Genomic DNA, 15363 nt, shown 5'->3' with positions numbered 1-15363 from the left:
CGCGACACCGGCCTCGCCCTCGGCCTGCCCCCCGACGAGGTCGGCCGCCTCGCCAAAGCCTTCCCCCACATCACCGCCCGCTCCATCAAGACCGCGCTCGCCGAGCTGCCGGAGCTGAGCAACGTCCGGGAGCACGCCGACCGCTACGGCCCGATCTTCGACCTCGCCGAAGGCCTCGACGCCCTCCCGCGCGGCACCGCCATGCACCCCTGCGGCGTCATCCTCTCCAACGACACCCTGCTGCGCCGGACCCCGGTGGTGCCCACCCCGACCGAGGGCTTCCCCGCCATGCAGTTCGACAAGGAGGACGTCGAACTCGACGGCCTCGGCGGGCAATTGAGAGCAGACGGCCAGGTGGCCCGCGCGCTTACACTCATAGTTCATTACGCGGATCGGTCCACGACCACCCGGACGCGAGCGCTTCCAGAACCCACGGCTCACACTCCAGTGCTGGCGGGCACCGCACAAGCGCTGCATGACGCCTTGGGACTTCAGCGGGCACGGGTAACAGCTCTTTCCCTGAGAGCCGAGGATCTGACGACCGCTCGGCTCTCCGGCCAGCAGCTCACCTTCGATCGGCAGACGGAAAGCGCCCGCCGGCTTGAACCGGTCCTCGATCGTATTGCCGCAAGATGGCCTGGCTCGGTGGGGCCGGCGACCCTCGCGCACCCTTGACCGCTGAGCGCCGCCGGACCCGTCCGGCGCAGGTGACCGCGGCGACGTTCACAGCGGTAGTCGTCTCACCTCCGGCGGGCGGTCGAGCCGGAGATCCCTGGAGACGTGAGGCTCGACGGGGGTTCCGCGGCTGGGCCATGCGATGTCGTCAACGGCGAGAAACGGCTCGCCGGCCACGGTTACGGGGGTTGCCCCGGTGAACGCCATGACGTCTCGATGCAGGTGGGACTGGTCGGCGTAGCCGGCGTCGGCCGCGACTCGGGCCGGGCCTTCACCCGCGACCAGGCGGTGGACGGCATGGTCGAAGCGGACCAGCTTCACGGCGCGCTTGGGCGGCAGGCCGAGCTGCGACCGGAACCGGGACCACAGGCGCTTACGGCTCCATCCGACCTCGGTTGCGAGTCCGTCGACCCGGGCCAGGCCACGGCTGTCGACGATGCGGTGCCAGGCCCAGGCCACCTCCGGGTCTACCGGCGGCCCCGCCTCATACCGACGGGCGAGCAGCGCGTCCGTCAACGCGAAGCGACCCTGCCACGACGAGACATCGCCGAGTTGCTCGCAGATCCGGGACGCCTCCCGGCCCCACAGATCGCCCAGGGACACGACGGCGCCGTCGAGGTCGGCGGGGGAGACGCCCAGAACCGTACGTGCGATCACCGGGGACAGGCGCACCTGCACGCACTCGACGTTCTCTCCCCAGGCCCGGACCTCGCCTCCGGTCCCGAGCCCGGGCCCGGCGACGAGGCTTCCCCGCTGCTGCCGCCCGGCGGCACTGTCAAGGACGGGCGAGCCGGCGCCGAACTCCAGGAGCAGCGTCACGGCCGGGTGCGGGACCATCCGGAGCGCGTCCAGGTCACGGATGCGGAACCCGGCCATGGTGAGACCGGCCACCCTGCTGGGACGCTGCGGACATGCGACGTCCCACGCAGCCGCACCATGCATGAAAGTCTGCACCGTCCCATGCTAGTTGAGTCGGCTGAGGGGAACATTTATCCAATCCGTCGGCAGGGACCGGCGGCGACAGTGGGCTCATGACTGTTTCTGACGGCGGACCGTACGTGAATGGCGGCGCCGAGGCCACCAAGAGTTTGACCCTGTCACTGGACGACGGCGACATCCACGTGTGTCAGGACGGCCCCCGCGACGCCCCCGCACTCCTGCTCATCCACGGGTCCGCATCCTCGACCCGCTCGTGGGACTCGCTGGTTCCGATGCTGACCGGATCTCACTGCGTCATCCGGATCGACCTGCTCGGGCACGGCCGGTCGGCCAAACCGGCCGACCGGAGCTATGCGCTCCCGAACCAGGCACGCCGGGCCGGCGCGGCACTGGACCGGCTCGGCGTCGAGCACGCCGTGGTCGTAGGTCATTCCAGCGGCGGCGTGGTCGCCACCGCCCTCGCCGAACAGCGACCCGACCTGGTGACCGCGCTCGCGCTCATCAACACCGGACCCAGCCTGGACGCCTTCATCGCACCGCAGTCTGCCGCGATCGGACTCTCGCAGTGGCCGCCGACCGACGAGCAGCTCCGCCGGTTCGCGAGCACCGGTTTCAGCCGCGCGGGCTACCAGATCCCACCGGAGCTCCTGGAGGACGTGCGCTGCATGACCCACCACATGCTCACCACAACGATGCAGGCCACCCGCGACTACCTGGAGCAGCAGGCGCTCCCGGACCGACTGACGGCCCTCGGCAAGCCGCTACTGGTGATCTTCGGCGAGGACGACCGCAGGTGGCGATCCTCATCCGCCGCCGACTACCGCGCCGTTCCGGGCGCGAAAGTCGAGTTGCTGCCCGGTCTCGGACACTCACCCATACTCGAGGATCCCCCGCGGACCGCAACTCCCCTGCTGGCCTTCACCACGATCCACGCCGTAAGGGTGGACTGAGTGACAACGAGGGGTGCCATGCGGATTCTCGTCTCCGGCGCCAGCGTCGCCGGCCCGGTGCTGGCCTACTGGCTCACCAAACACGGCTTCTCTGTCACCGTCGTCGAGCGCGCGCCGACTCCGCGCAAGACCGGCGGCCACGCGGTCGACCTGTTCCGGCCCGCGATGAACATCTCGGAGAAGATGGGCGTGCTTCCGCGCATCGAGGAGCGGGCCACCGGCACCAACCGGATGACTCTCCACCAAGAGAGCGCACGGCGTCCCGTCCGGGTGGACCTCTTCAAGATCTTCAGTGCCACCTCCGACCGGCACGTCGAGGTCATGCGCGACGACCTGAGCGAGATCTACTACGACGCCGCGCGCGACGACGTCGAGTACATCTTCGACGACTCGATCACCGCCATCTCGCCCGACGGCGAGGTGCGGTTCGAGAACGCCGCACCGCGCCGCTTCGACCTCGTCGTCGGCGCGGATGGGCTGCACTCCAACGTGCGCCGCCTCGTCTTCGGAGACGAGTCCCGCTTCAGCGCCTTCACCGGGGCGTACCTCGGGGTACTGACCCTGCCGAACGTCTCCGCGCTCGATGGCGAGCTCCTCATCCACGTCGGCGTCGGCCGCACCGCCGGCATGTACGGCGCGCGGCATCTCGGCGACGCGCGGGCGTTGTTCCTGTTCCGGAGTGAGCGCGAGCTCGACTACCACCACCACGACGTGCCCCGGCAGAAGGAGCTGCTGCGCGGTGCGTTCGACGGCATGCACCCCGACGTGGACCGCTGGCTGGACGAACTCGACCGCACCCCGGCGTTCTACTTCGACTCGATCACCCAGCTCCGCATGGACACCTGGTCGCGGGGGAGGGTGACGCTCGTCGGCGACGCGGGCTACTGCCCCGGCCCGGCTGTCGGCGGCAGCACCAGCCTGGCCGTCGTCGGAGCGTACGTCCTCGCCGGGGAGCTGGCGCGGGCGGCCGGTGACCACGAGCGCGCCTTCCCCGCCTACGAGCGCGCGATGGCGGAGCACGTGCGCGGCAGCCGCGCGGCAGCGCTCAGCGCGGCGAAGACCCTGATCCCCACCTCACGCCTCGGCGTGCGGGGACTGGCCCAGGGCGCCCGCCTGATCTCCGCCCTGCCCGCAGGGCTCAGCCGCGCCCTCCTCCGCCTCACCACCAAGAGCGCACGCCTCTACAATTCCATGACCGTCGACGACTACCCGCCGTCGTCCACTGCATCGCGAGGCCGGGTCGGCTTCGCGGGCGACCTTGGAGGCGGGCTCGGGGTGGAGTGAGGAGTGCTCGCCGCCCTGCTGCCGGCCCGGCTTGCGGAACTCAGTGGCTGCTGCGTAGGCCCGCGCTCCAAAGATCGCTGCGCAGAACCGAGGGTTGGTGAAGGAGCGGCTCCAGCCTGCATCGGGCACGCGATAGGACACAGGCCCCGCACACCCGCGACCCCAACTTGCCCGGCCGCCACCCGGGTTGGGCAAGGAGCACTGTTGCTTGGACGTGTGGCAGAGCCCTGATCAGGGACGAGGTAGGAAAGAAGGGATCCCGAGGTCGACTGAGCGGCCCGGTTGCTCAGACCTCAGAGCCTGCTTCCGTTTCTCGCGCAGGAACTGCAGTGTGAGGTCGATGCCTTCGATCTCACCCAGCCAGCCCTCGGTCTCTGCTTGCTTCCGGCGGGCTTCCAGATCCTCTTCCAATTCGTCGAGACGTGACAGCATCTTGGGATTCACCTGAAGCATTGGGCAACGCAGACAAGCGTGCTCATGTTGGCAAGGTGTGCCGTAGGGGCGGGCGCAATTTCTCAGTTCCACCTTGCGGCGCTCGAAGTGCTCTTGGAACTCGTCCCACTCATCCGACGTTGCCGATCGGTACTCTTCGGCAGGGCGCACAGCTCGACGGCGAGCCAGGTATTCCTGATAGTGACGTACGACATCCTCGTTGAAGACGGCTACATAGCCGCCGGTGGTTTCGATGTTCAAGTGGCCCAGAAGTGCCGCACCGATATGGATGGGCAGCCCGTTGTTGACGATCTCGGTAGCGAACAAACTGCGGAAATCATGGGGGGCGAATGTCAGGCCGACGAAGGCCGGGTTCGACTCGGCGAGTTCGCGGCAGAGCGTCCTGATCCGATTGGCGATGGTGTTAGGGCTGATCACGCCTCGGCCGCCTCGTGAGCCACGTTGGAACAGGAAAGGCATACTGCCCCGTGGGAGCGACGCGGGTGAGCTCGGTCCCAGTACCACGGAGAGGTACCGTCAGTGCACGGTCCGCTGACGAGATGGAGTGGCGTACATGCAGCCGATGACTCTGGCCCTGATCGCCGAGGTGGTCGACGGCCGACTCGACGAGGTCCCGGACCCGGCGTCGGTCGTCGACGGCCCGCTGGTGGTCGACTCCCGCAAGGCCGTCCCGGGCGCGTTGTTCGTGGCGATCGACGGCGAGCACGTGGACGGCCACGACTTCGCCGCGGCGGCGGTGGCCGCCGGCGCGGCGGGCGTGCTCGGGTCGCGGCCGTGCGGCGCCCCCTCGGTGCTGGTCGACGATGTCATGGAGGCCCTGGCGAAGCTCACCCGCTGGCAGACCACGCGGATGCCCGGCGTGACGCGGATCGGGGTGACCGGCTCGTCCGGGAAGACCAGCACGAAGGACCTGTTCGCGCAGACGCTCTCGAGAACCGGGGCCACCAGCGCAACCGCCGGCTCGCAGAACAACGAGATCGGCGTCCCGCTGACGGTCGCCGCCTGCCCGCCGGACACGAAGTTCCTCATCCTGGAGATGGGTGCGCGCGGCGCCGGCCACCTGACCTACCTGACGGACATGGTGCCGCTGCACGTCGCCGTCGTCCTCAACGTCGGGGCCGCGCACGCCGGCGAGTTCGGCACCAAGGAGAACACCGCCAAGGCCAAGGGCGAGCTGGTCGCCTCCCTCGCCGCCGACGGGCTCGCGGTCCTCAACGCCGACGACCCGCTGGTCGCCCCGATGGCCGCCCGCACTACGGCGCCGGTGCTGTTCTTCGGCCGCACCGAGGCCGCCCAGATCCGCGCCACCGACGTCACCCTCGACCCGGACGGCCGCGCCCACTTCGTGCTGACCACCCCGGCCGGACAGGCACCCGTCGCCCTGCAGCTGCTCGGCGAGCACCACGTCTCCAACGCCCTCGCGGTCGCCGCCGTCGCCCACCACGTCGGCATGGCCCCCGCCGAGATCGCCGCCGCCCTCGGCGACGCCATCGCGGCGACCGGCTCCCGGATGCAGCGCCACGACCGCCCCGACGGCGTCACCGTCATCGACGACGCCTACAACGCCAACCCCGACTCCACGGCCGCCGCGCTGCGCGCCCTCGCGGCGATGCGCGGCGAGCGCCGCACCGTCGCCGTCATCGGCGAGATGCGCGAACTCGGAGCCGCCGCGGCCGCCGAACACCGCGCGATCGGCGCCCTGGCCGCCGACCTCGGCACAAGCGTGGTCGTCGCCATCGGCGACCAGGACGCCGCCGCCCTCGCGGCCGGTGCCGAGAACGGCGGCGCCGAAACCCACCTGGTACCGGACCGCGCCGCCGCCACCAGCCTGCTGGAGAAGCTGCTGCGCCCCGGCGACCTGGTGATCGTCAAGGCGTCGCTGTCGGCCGGCCTGCAAGCCCTGGTGAAGGAGCTACTCGCGGCCTGACCACCAGGGGTGTCTCACTTCTGTGGGGTGTGCTCCCATGTCGAAATCTCGCGCGATCTCCTACACCCCTCCCGTTCTTCGGCGCCGGGCCTCTGCCGGCGCGGCTGTTCACAGCAGGGGCTGACGACGAGGTCCTGACCGGGCTGTGGCGCACCGGCACGCCCTTGGCCGGCCGGCACTGGGACGGCGTCCAGCCGGACATCGTCATCCTGTCCAAGGGCCTGGGCAGCGGCTACACGCCGGTGGCCGCAGTGCTGGTGTCGCCCGAACTCGCGCCGCTGCTGCGCCACCCCGACGCGGACCCGCTGCCCGCGATGGGCACCATGGCCGCCCACCCGCTCCAGGCGGCGGCCTGCCTGGGCGTCCTGGACGAGCTGGAGTCCATGGACTTCGATGCCTTCCGGGCCCGCGGCGAGCGTCTCGGCGCGTCCCTGCGGGCTCTGGCTGGCCGCCCCGGTGTGCGGGAGGTGCGGGGCCTGGGCCACCTGTACGGCGTGGAGCTGGCGCCCGGCCTGCTCTGGCCGCTGATGGCGGAGGCCGAGAAGCGCGGCGTGTTCCTCTACCCGTTCAGCGGCGCCGGCCAGCCGAAGAGCGAGGGCCTGGTAGTCGCCCCACCCCTGACCTGCACGGACCAGGACATCGACTTCCTCACCGAGGCACCGGCCGGCGCGGTGCACGCCCTGGACCGAGACGACCCGACCGTACGAACCCGACACTGATCAAGGAGGACCATCGTGCTTCTGCCCTACCCCGTGATCGACTCCCTGACCGACGCACAGCTCCGTGTCTGGAAGCAGCACTTCGCCCCGGAGGCCGACGGCCAGCGCCGCCCGGCCATCGAGGAGGGCATCTGGCGCCGCACCCAGGACCCGGCCAACGCCGAGCAGTCCGGGTGGAGCGAGGACGAGCACGGCCGCCGCCGCATCGTGCACTACCGCCTCCACTACGGCCTCGACCGGACCCAGCCGATGGAGCGCCTGACACTGGACGAGCTCTACCTGTACGTGTCCTGGCTCGCCCCCGCCGGCGAGATCGCCGACCACCGCAGCGACCTGGACCAGTGGCTGACCGACGGCCGCTGGAAGCCCACCGGCGACCCGGACGGCTCCTGGCGCCGCGGCGACCTGTACGCCACGATCACCGAGCACACCGTCCACCCGCAGGACGAGCGGGCCGGCCGCGACACCCCCGCAGGATTCACTTCGATCGACGTCACGATCCGCTCCGTCGAGTACACCCTCACCCGGGCCTCGCGGAACCTGCCCTGGGACGTCCTCGCGGGCGGACCGCGGATCAAGGAGCAGCGCGGCAACCCCACCTACGCCGACGACCTGTCCGGCCTCCTGGACCACCTCCCGTTCGTGGTGGAGGCCGGGTGCGGGACCAGCATCGAGGCCGGTGTGCCTCCGCTGCACTGGCTGCACGAGGTCTACCGGGTCGCCGCCCGCCAGGGCAACGACCTGACCCAGGGCTTCAAGTTCACCATGACCCCGGCCTGCGACATCCTCGTCCAGGAGATGCTGACGGACACCGACCGCACGGTCGACGACCTGGTGTCCATGTTCTGCCGCCTGATCCTCGCCGAGCCGACCGCAGCCCACAGGGCCCTGAAGGCACTGCACGACGCCGGGCACGCGGTCGGCCCGGTCGCTACCCACAACTTCGACCGCCTCTTCGCCCGGGCCGGACTGCCCGAGGCATACATGCGCCGCTACGACCAGCGCACCCCGCACATGGACTTCCCCGACGACGCCAAGGCCCTGCTCGTGATCGGCCTGCACGCCGACCGGCGCGCCGTCCAGGAACGCGCCCGCGAACGCGGCCTGAAGATCTTCTTCCTCGACACCGAAGGCGTCACCGAGAACGGCATCTACAAGCCATACCCGATCGAGGGCGCCCGCGAAGGCGACGTCGTGGTCCGATCCGAAGCCACCCCCGCCCTGCTCCACCTTGCCGCACTGCTGGACACCGCGTGCTGACCACCCGCCGAGCCACGGCCGCCGACGCCACCGAACTGGCGCGCCTGGCCAGCTCACTCGTCAACGACACGGGGGAGTGGACCAGCAGGGCCGCCCACTTCTTCCACACCCACGCCGACACGGACCGGGTGGCCGCCTTCGTTATCGACCGCCCCGGCGGCCTCGCCGCCTGCGCCTCCGCCACCATCACCCGCTCCATCCCCGGCCCCGACCACACCGGCACCTACGCCCACATCCACACCGTCTACACCGAACCGGACCACCGGCTCCGGCGCTACGCCCGAGCCACCGTGCAAGCCCTCCTGGGCTGGCTCGCCGCCCAGGGCTGTGGCCTGATCACCCTCAACGCCAGCGACGGCGGGGCGCCCCTCTACCGGTCGCTCGGCTTCACCATCAACGAACGGGCGATGCGCCTGATCCGGCCACCCGGAACCTGTCTCCGCGCACGCCCCGCAGTGAACATCTGATCGAACTCTGGTTTGTCGCAAGCAAGTTCAAGAACCGATAGCGTCGAGGACCCTCCATGCGCGTCTCCGTGATCGGCTGCGGCCACCTCGGCATCCCGCACGCGGCAGCGATGGCCGAACTCGGCCACGAGGTCATCGGCGTCGACGTCGACCAGGCCAAGGTCGACCGGCTCAACGCCGGCGAGTGCCCCATCTTCGAGGCCGGCCTCCCTGAGCTGCTGGCACGCCACACCACCAGCGGCCGTCTGCGGTTCACCACCGACATCACCGAGGCCGCCGCCTTCGCGGCACTGCACTTCATCGGCGTTGGAACCCCGATCGACGCCGACGGCCGCTCCTACGACACCGCGCAGGTCTTCGGCGCCGTCCGCCAGCTCGCCCCCCACCTTCACCAGGCATGCACCATCGTCGGGAAGTCCACGGTCACCGTCGGCACGACCGCCCAGGTCACGGCCCTCGCCCAGCGACTGGCCCCCGCCGCCGAGCAGGTCGAGGTCGTGTGGAACCCCGAGTTCCTGCGCGAGGGGCACGCGGTGGAGGACACCCTGCGCCCGGACCGCCTCATCGCCGGCGTCACCACGACCGAGGGCGAGAAGGCCATCCGCGCCGTCTACGCCGGCATCCTGGACGCCGGCGTCCCCCTGTTCGTCTGCGACCCCCAGACGGCAGAACTCGCCAAGGGCGCCGCCAACACCTTCCTCGGCCTCAAGATCTCGTACATCAATGCCGTCGCCGACATGTGCGAGGCCGCGGGCGGAGACGTCGCCAAGATCGTGGACATCCTGGGCATCGACCCCCGCATCGGCGCCGGCGGCATGCGGCCCGGCATCGGCTACGGCGGCGGCTGCCTCCCCAAGGACATCCGCGCCTTCACCGCCTCCGCCCGCCAACTCGGCGCCGACCAGGCCGCGACCCTGCTGCTCGCCGCCGAGCAGATCAACGAGTCCCGCATCGACGTCGCCATGGGCCTCATCACCGGCGCCCTCGACGGCCGGCCGGTCCGGGGCGCCCGGGTCACCGTTCTGGGTGCGGCCTTCAAGCCCGGCACCAACGACGTCCGCGAGTCCCCGGCCCTCGCCCTCGCGCAGGCCCTCCAGCAGGCCGGCGGCGCTGTCACTGTGCACGACCCGCAGGCTGTGACCACGGCCATGAGCCGCAACCCCGAACTCGACTACACCGACGACCTGCCGACCGCCCTCGACGGTGCCGACCTCGTCGTCCTGGCCACCGAATGGCCCGAATACCAGCAGGCGGACCCCCGGGCCCTCGTGGACCACCCCGCGAGCCCGCTGCTCGTCGACTGCCGAACCACACTCGACCCCGAGCCCTGGCAGGCGGTCGGCTGGACCGTTCACCAGCTCGGACGACCCGGGAAGTAGAACTTCTTCCCGTGGTGGGACACCGTCAGGGTGTCCCACCACGGGAGGCCCTGCATAGTCGTTGCGGTCGACCTGGCGGCGCAGACGATAGCGTGGGCTCCGGCCATGCAGCGCGCTGTGGCGCCGACCGGACGAGGAGACCGCGCATGGGCTGGCTGCCGCCGGACGAGTACGTGAAGACCATCGAGAATGCGACCGTCTTCGGCTGCTTCTACTTCACCGACACCGCTGGCCAGCCCTTCGGGATGCGGTCGCGCCACGACCCATCGTTCTGGGGCTGGCCCGGTGGCAACGTCGAACGCGGCGAGCACCCACTGGAAACCGCCGTACGCGAGTGCAGGGAAGAGACCGGCATCGACCTCGAGACAGCCGGCCCCGGCCTGGTCAGGCAACCCCGCCTCCTGGCCGTCATGTTCAGTGGACCAGGCGCGGCCTGGCCACTGGCCAAGACCGGCTTCGTCTTCGACGGCGGCCAGCTGACAGACGACCAACTCGCAGGAATCGTCCTCGATCCCGAGGAACACACAGAATGGCAAGTCCGGCCGACGGCAGGATGGCTGGACCTGATGGGCCCGGCCGAGTCCGCCCTCGTCCAACAGGTCCACATGGCCCGTCACACCGGCGCCACGGCCTACCTGCCCTTCACCACCAGAGGCTAGCCCTGGACTGCGCCGCGACGGACCCGCCGAACCACCCACCAGGGGCCCTGACCCGGTGAACGCCGGGCGGCCGCCACCCACAGGTGACAGCCTCCCAGCGCTTTCTCAGTGCGCAGCAGCGTACTGCCCGGCGAAGGCTCCAGCGCCGAGCCGCGGATGCCCTCCACCACCGACTGGCCCTGGCCCACCGATCAGTACGTGAACGCCCTCCCGCGGTCGGCCTACTGCTCACCAACCTCAAGCACTTCCTCCGCTCCTCCACCACCCGCGAGTCAGGACAACTCATGGCCTCCCACCCCGACGAACCCGCCGCCCAGGACGCCCGCGACATGCCGATCTACAAGCGGTACTACGACCTCATCGCGAACGGCACCAAGACGATCGAGGTCCGCGTCGCCTACACCTCCATGCTCCGCATCAAGCCCGGCGACCAGATCCGCTTCACCTGCCGCAACGAGGCCACTCTCACCCGCGTCAAGCGCGTCTCCCGCTACCACGACTTCGACGACATGTTCGACCACGAGAACCCCGCGGCGATCAACCCCACCGCCACCCCCACCGAGCAGCTCCGCGCGATCCGCGAGATCTTCCCGCCCGAGAAGGAGGCCCTCGGATGCCTCGCCATCGAGATCGAGAAGGTCTGACCGCCATGAACGACCACAGCCCGAACGGGCGGCCGCGGCGGATCCTGACGGTCTGCAAGGGCGGCCACTGCCGCGCCCCGCTCGCCGCCGCCGTCCTCGCCCGGCACGGCGGTGCCACCGTGGAGACCCGAGCCGCCGCGATCCGCAACTGGCACATTGGCGAGCCGGCTCACTCCGCCATGGTGGCGGCCGCCGCCCGGTGCGGCTACGACCTCACCGGCCACCGCGGCATCCAGGTCAGCCCCGGACCGCTGGACTGGGCTGACACCGTCCTCACCATGGACCGGTCCGTCCATGCCGCCCTCACCGCGCAGATCACCGACCCCGCGACCGCCGGCAAGGTCCGGCTCTACCTCGACGGCCAGGACGTCCCCGACCCGTGGGAGCAGCCCGAGGAGGCGTTCATCGCCTGCGTGACCGTTGTCGAGGCTGGCGCCGACCGCCACCTCCAACCCGCCATCGCCTGACCCAGGCCACCGCAGCAGTGTGCCGGGCACCGTACGACGGCGCCCGGCACACTGCTGCCGAGAGGCAGCCTCGGGCTCCTGTATCGGGCACCCACCGGCTGGGCGGCTTCCCTCGGCCTGCTCGGCCTCGTCGCAGACGGCATCCTCACCGCCGTCCTCGGCACGCTCCGCCTCACTGAGAGCCGCCAGCTGCGCCGCCTGCTGCTGACCACCTTCGCGCCGGACGGCACCGAGGTGACCACCGCCACCTGGGTGGTACCGGATGGAACCGCCCTCGGGGTCTGGGCCCCGATCCTCCCCGGCCGTCCGCTGGCTGGCCCGCCACCCGGACGTCCCGGTGGCCCCCGGCGACTCCCACGGCCGCACGCTCAGGGCCCGCCTCCCGGGCCCGCGCCACCCTCTGCGACCCGGACACCACCGCTCGCTACCGCACGTCGCTGGTCAACAAGTACGGGCTGATCGCCCTGATCGCCCTCGCCCACAGCCGGCTCCGACTCGGCCTGGACGGCACCGTGGGCATCCGCATCATCTTGGTCGACCGCCCGGCGCTCCTCACTGCGCCGCGGTGGCGCCCCCCGTACATCTACCTCCCGGATGCGGCATGGAGCGGCGGGGCACAAGGAGGGGGTAGCGGGGTGCAAGGAGCGGGGTGCGGCGTACGGCGAGCGAGGCGGGTATCCCCTCTGGGGGAGCGTGGAGTCCGGTGAACGGGGGGGCGGGATGGACGCGGGAGGTTCTGGCCGACGATTCGGCCCGCAGGAGGTCTGGGCGGGACTGGCCTCGATCGTGCTGCTGGTCGGCGGGCTTGCGGTGTTCGCCCTGTGCTCGGCGCCCAGCGAGTACAGCTGCGACAACTCCAACTACCCGACCGGCGGGTGCACGCGCATCCGGCACGAGCCGGCCCCGGCGGGCTCGACCGTCCGGTGCCCGACCGACTGGTGGGAGTACCGCAGCCTCGGCCGGGAGGCCGCCGTGGGCTGTGCGATGACCCGGCCGAGTCCCCTGCCGTGCCCGACCACACCGGACACCTACTGGCTGGCGAAGGGCGAGGACGCGCTTCCGCCGGGCTGCTCCTACCCGCGGACGGCGGTGGCGTCGCCGTCCGCGTCGCCGCCGTCGCGCTCGTCGTCTGGCTCGCCGTGACCTGCCGGCACCGGCCGGTCCACGGTCGGCGGGCGTGCTTGTGGATTACTGAGGTTTTCAGGGCGGGGTCGGTGAAAGGAGTGACAGGCCTGTGCCGGCCAGACATCCCTCGATGAGGCCTGACTGGAACTGGATGCGCCGCAGTCCTCGGCGGAGTGTTCGGGTGAGGTGGTCGGGGTCGGTGAACGCGGTGTTGGCCATCGGGCCGCGTCGCAGGAGCGACCAGAGGCCTTCGACCGGGTTCAGGTCCGGCGCGTAGGAGGGCAGCTGGAAGACGGTGAGGCAGTCGTGGTCGGCCGCGTATTGCTTCATTCCCGCGGCGAGGTGGACGTTGAAGTTGTCCCAGACCAGGACGATCGGGCCGCCGAGCTGGATGTGTGCGCGGACGGCGAGGTCGCGGTAGTCGGTCCAGGCGAAACTCTTGCGAGCGCCCTTGAGCGGGAGGTGGAAGCGGGGCCGGTAGATCATCCGGCTCTTCTCGCCGGGCTTGTAGCAGCACAGGGCGGCCACCGAGATCCGGCGGCGGGAGCGGCCCCGGACGCGGACGACGGGTGTGTGTCCGCGCCCGGCCGTAGGGAGTGGATGACCGGGCCGGGTAGCGCGGGACGTGGCCGACACCATCGGCATCTCGGTCCCCTGCCCTGCGATGGGCAGAGGCGGTGCCTACGGTGGAAGGCGGACGCACCCTGTCCAGGTTCGGTTGCGGGGTGTTCACGGCGGTGGGTCGTCTAGCAGGGCAGCCGAAGGCGGGCCTGAGGGATCGGGAGGATGCGGTGCCGTCGGACGTTCCCGACCACGATCACCGGCTCGACGACGGGATGGACCGGCTCGTCGAGCGCCTGCGGGACGCCGCGCGGGGCCAGGACCGCTTTCGGGACCTGCTCGACGCGGTGATGACGGTGAGCCGGGAACTGGAACTGCCGGTCGTGCTGCGGAGCGTGATCACGACGGCGATGGGCCTGGCGGACGCCCGCTACGGCGCGCTGGGCGTGCTGAGCGAGGACGGCGAACAGCTGGAGGAATTCATCCCCGTCGGGCTGACCGAGCACGAGCTGGTGGACCTGGCCGGAGTCTCACTGCCGCACGGCCGCGGACTCCTGGGACACCTCATCGACCATCCCGAACCGCTGCGCGTCGCCGACATCGGCGCCCACCCGCACGCGGTCGGCTTCCCGCCCGGCCATCCGCCGATGCGCACGCTTCTCGGCGTCGCGGTCACCTCCCGCGGACGCGTCTACGGCAACCTGTATCTCACCGAGCGGGCCGACGGGCAGCCGTTCGACGACGACGACCAGGACATCGTCGTGGCGCTCGCCGGCGCGGCCGGCCTCGCGATCGAGAACGCCCGCCTCTACCGGCAGGTCCGCACCGGCGCCGAACACTTCCAACGCCTCCTGCTCCCGCAGCTGCCAGACCTCGACCCGCTCGAGACCGCCGCCGTGTACCGGCCGGCTGCCGTCCCGGACCACATCGGCGGCGACTGGTACGACGCCCTGATGCTCCCCGACGGCATCTGCGCCCTGGTCATCGGCGACGTCGGCGGCCACGACCTGAAGGCCGCCGCCGCCATGGCCCAGACGCGCAACATGCTGCGCGCCCTGCTGTACGACCCACGCCGCCCAGCGCCGTCCTGACCCAGCTCGATCGAACCCTGGACGCGATAACCGACAACCCCATCACCACGGCCTGCCTGGCCCGCATCGAGCCCGCCGACACCGGCTGGACGCTGCACTGGAGCAGCGCCGGACACCCGCCGCCGCTCCTGGTCCCACCCGTCGGCGCCGCCCGATACCTGAACGCCGAACCGGGCCTGCCGCTCGGCGTGGACACCGAGGTGCCCCGCCCCGACCACAAACACCCCCTCCCGGCCGGCACGACGCTCGTGCTGTTCACCGACGGACTGGTCGAGCACGCCGACCGCCCTCTGGACACCGGCCTGGCCGCACTCGCCCGCACCGCCGCCGCCCACGCCGGCCTGCCGCTGGACGACCTGTGCCGGGCCCTGGCCGACGCCCGCATCGGAGACGGCCGCGACGACCTCGCCGTCCTCGCCCTGCGCACCCCGCCCGGCCCGCACGATCCCGCCACCACCGGAATCGCCCAGCCTGGCTGACCGGAGCGCACCGAAGCAGGACGCCCTCGTCGACTCCCGCACGAGATTCCCGCAACCCCACATCCCCAGCGCCCTGCTGCCCGTGGTGCGCTGCTCCCGGCGTCTGGCACGGTCCCGCCCGTCCTACACCGCAGAGTCCGTGTCGCCGCTGGAAACCCGCACGGGCCGCCTCGCTGTGGTGCGCCGGGTGTGGCGCGCAGGCCGGTGAGGCCGCCGACCATGCGGATCATGGTCTCCTGGACGACGTCGTCGACGTCGGCGTGCCCGTTCATGGCCCGGCCGAC

At 71.1% G+C, this 15363-nt stretch carries 14 protein-coding genes and 2 pseudogenes; 13 read left to right on the top strand and 3 right to left on the bottom strand.

Annotated features, from left to right (window positions below; translation table 11 throughout):
• A pseudogene (locus AB0P35_RS38880) lies at nt 1-675 on the top strand (hypothetical protein); the annotation flags it as partial.
• A 48-nt stretch (nt 676-723) separates the two neighbouring features.
• On the opposite strand, the gene AB0P35_RS38875 reads toward AB0P35_RS38880, so the two are convergent.
• Nucleotides 724-1629, bottom strand: coding sequence for a helix-turn-helix domain-containing protein (locus AB0P35_RS38875; RefSeq protein WP_363520644.1), 906 nt, complete (start codon nt 1627-1629; stop codon nt 724-726).
• Nucleotides 1630-1706: 77 nt separating this feature from the next.
• Here AB0P35_RS38875 and AB0P35_RS38870 point away from each other — a divergent pair, with 77 nt between their 5' ends.
• Both AB0P35_RS38870 and AB0P35_RS38865 read left to right on the top strand, forming a co-directional pair.
• Nucleotides 1707-2564, top strand: coding sequence for an alpha/beta hydrolase (locus AB0P35_RS38870; RefSeq protein WP_179419761.1), 858 nt, complete (start codon nt 1707-1709; stop codon nt 2562-2564).
• Nucleotides 2565-2582: 18 nt separating this feature from the next.
• A complete protein-coding gene (locus AB0P35_RS38865) occupies nt 2583-3848 on the top strand; it encodes an FAD-dependent monooxygenase (protein ID WP_095877655.1) in 1266 nt (421 codons plus the stop codon).
• A gap of 231 nt (nt 3849-4079) precedes the next feature.
• Here AB0P35_RS38865 and AB0P35_RS38860 read toward each other — a convergent pair whose 3' ends face one another.
• Nucleotides 4080-4718, bottom strand: a complete 639-nt coding sequence (locus AB0P35_RS38860; RefSeq protein ID WP_257019577.1) for a site-specific integrase — start codon at nt 4716-4718, stop codon at nt 4080-4082.
• 136 nt (nt 4719-4854) lie between these two features.
• On the opposite strand from AB0P35_RS38860, the gene murF reads away from it, so the two are divergent.
• The 9 genes from murF to AB0P35_RS38815 all read left to right on the top strand — a co-directional run bounded on the left by murF (nt 4855) and on the right by AB0P35_RS38815 (nt 12966).
• A complete protein-coding gene (gene murF, locus AB0P35_RS38855) occupies nt 4855-6228 on the top strand; it encodes a UDP-N-acetylmuramoyl-tripeptide--D-alanyl-D-alanine ligase (protein WP_363520640.1) in 1374 nt (457 codons plus the stop codon).
• Nucleotides 6229-6257: 29 nt separating this feature from the next.
• Nucleotides 6258-6947 carry an aminotransferase class III-fold pyridoxal phosphate-dependent enzyme gene (locus tag AB0P35_RS38850; protein ID WP_363520637.1) on the top strand — a complete coding sequence of 230 codons (690 nt, stop codon included), beginning with the start codon at nt 6258-6260 and terminating at the stop codon, nt 6945-6947.
• A gap of 15 nt (nt 6948-6962) precedes the next feature.
• Nucleotides 6963-8207 (top strand): hypothetical protein, encoded by a 1245-nt coding sequence (locus AB0P35_RS38845; protein ID WP_363520634.1) that lies wholly within the window; start codon nt 6963-6965, stop codon nt 8205-8207.
• Entirely contained in the window at nt 8201-8674 is a 474-nt protein-coding gene (locus tag AB0P35_RS38840) for a GNAT family N-acetyltransferase (protein ID WP_179419759.1), read from the top strand. The genes AB0P35_RS38845 and AB0P35_RS38840 overlap by 7 nt, the downstream gene beginning before the upstream one ends.
• 56 nt (nt 8675-8730) lie before the next feature.
• Nucleotides 8731-10053 (top strand): UDP-glucose/GDP-mannose dehydrogenase family protein, encoded by a 1323-nt coding sequence (locus AB0P35_RS38835; protein WP_095877651.1) that lies wholly within the window; start codon nt 8731-8733, stop codon nt 10051-10053.
• A gap of 146 nt (nt 10054-10199) precedes the next feature.
• Nucleotides 10200-10712: an NUDIX hydrolase gene (locus AB0P35_RS38830; RefSeq protein WP_095877650.1), complete on the top strand. Its 513-nt coding sequence runs from the start codon at nt 10200-10202 to the stop codon at nt 10710-10712.
• Nucleotides 10713-10996: 284 nt separating this feature from the next.
• A complete protein-coding gene (locus AB0P35_RS38825) occupies nt 10997-11356 on the top strand; it encodes an ASCH domain-containing protein (protein ID WP_095877649.1) in 360 nt (119 codons plus the stop codon).
• A gap of 5 nt (nt 11357-11361) precedes the next feature.
• A complete protein-coding gene (locus AB0P35_RS38820; protein ID WP_179419758.1) occupies nt 11362-11823 on the top strand; it encodes a low molecular weight phosphotyrosine protein phosphatase in 462 nt (153 codons plus the stop codon).
• Nucleotides 11824-12543: 720 nt separating this feature from the next.
• Nucleotides 12544-12966: a hypothetical protein gene (locus tag AB0P35_RS38815; RefSeq protein WP_144298853.1), complete on the top strand. Its 423-nt coding sequence runs from the start codon at nt 12544-12546 to the stop codon at nt 12964-12966.
• A gap of 57 nt (nt 12967-13023) precedes the next feature.
• Here the strand turns inward: AB0P35_RS38815 and AB0P35_RS38810 are convergent, their stop codons facing one another.
• Nucleotides 13024-13587, bottom strand: coding sequence for a transposase (locus AB0P35_RS38810; protein WP_363520646.1), 564 nt, complete (start codon nt 13585-13587; stop codon nt 13024-13026).
• 197 nt (nt 13588-13784) lie between these two features.
• Between AB0P35_RS38810 and AB0P35_RS38805 the strand changes: the two are divergent.
• Nucleotides 13785-15079: pseudogene (locus tag AB0P35_RS38805) on the top strand (GAF domain-containing SpoIIE family protein phosphatase).
• The last annotated feature ends 284 nt before the right edge of the window (nt 15080-15363 follow it).

Source organism: Kitasatospora sp. NPDC085879 (genome assembly GCF_040686255.1).
Lineage (GTDB): Bacteria > Actinomycetota > Actinomycetes > Streptomycetales > Streptomycetaceae > Kitasatospora.
This window is presented reverse-complemented; position numbering and strand designations above follow the sequence as displayed.

What these genes read in the sequence shown, in the direction of transcription:
- AB0P35_RS38810 (WP_363520646.1), bottom strand. Translation starts at nt 13,587, where the DNA reads ATGGTGTCGGCCACGTCCCGCGCTACCCGGCCCGGTCATCCACTCCCT.
- AB0P35_RS38815 (WP_144298853.1), top strand. Translation starts at nt 12,544, where the DNA reads ATGGACGCGGGAGGTTCTGGCCGACGATTCGGCCCGCAGGAGGTCTGG.
- AB0P35_RS38870 (WP_179419761.1), top strand. Translation starts at nt 1,707, where the DNA reads ATGACTGTTTCTGACGGCGGACCGTACGTGAATGGCGGCGCCGAGGCC.
- AB0P35_RS38830 (WP_095877650.1), top strand. Translation starts at nt 10,200, where the DNA reads ATGGGCTGGCTGCCGCCGGACGAGTACGTGAAGACCATCGAGAATGCG.
- AB0P35_RS38820 (WP_179419758.1), top strand. Translation starts at nt 11,362, where the DNA reads ATGAACGACCACAGCCCGAACGGGCGGCCGCGGCGGATCCTGACGGTC.
- AB0P35_RS38835 (WP_095877651.1), top strand. Translation starts at nt 8,731, where the DNA reads ATGCGCGTCTCCGTGATCGGCTGCGGCCACCTCGGCATCCCGCACGCG.
- murF (WP_363520640.1), top strand. Translation starts at nt 4,855, where the DNA reads ATGCAGCCGATGACTCTGGCCCTGATCGCCGAGGTGGTCGACGGCCGA.
- AB0P35_RS38865 (WP_095877655.1), top strand. Translation starts at nt 2,583, where the DNA reads ATGCGGATTCTCGTCTCCGGCGCCAGCGTCGCCGGCCCGGTGCTGGCC.
- AB0P35_RS38825 (WP_095877649.1), top strand. Translation starts at nt 10,997, where the DNA reads ATGGCCTCCCACCCCGACGAACCCGCCGCCCAGGACGCCCGCGACATG.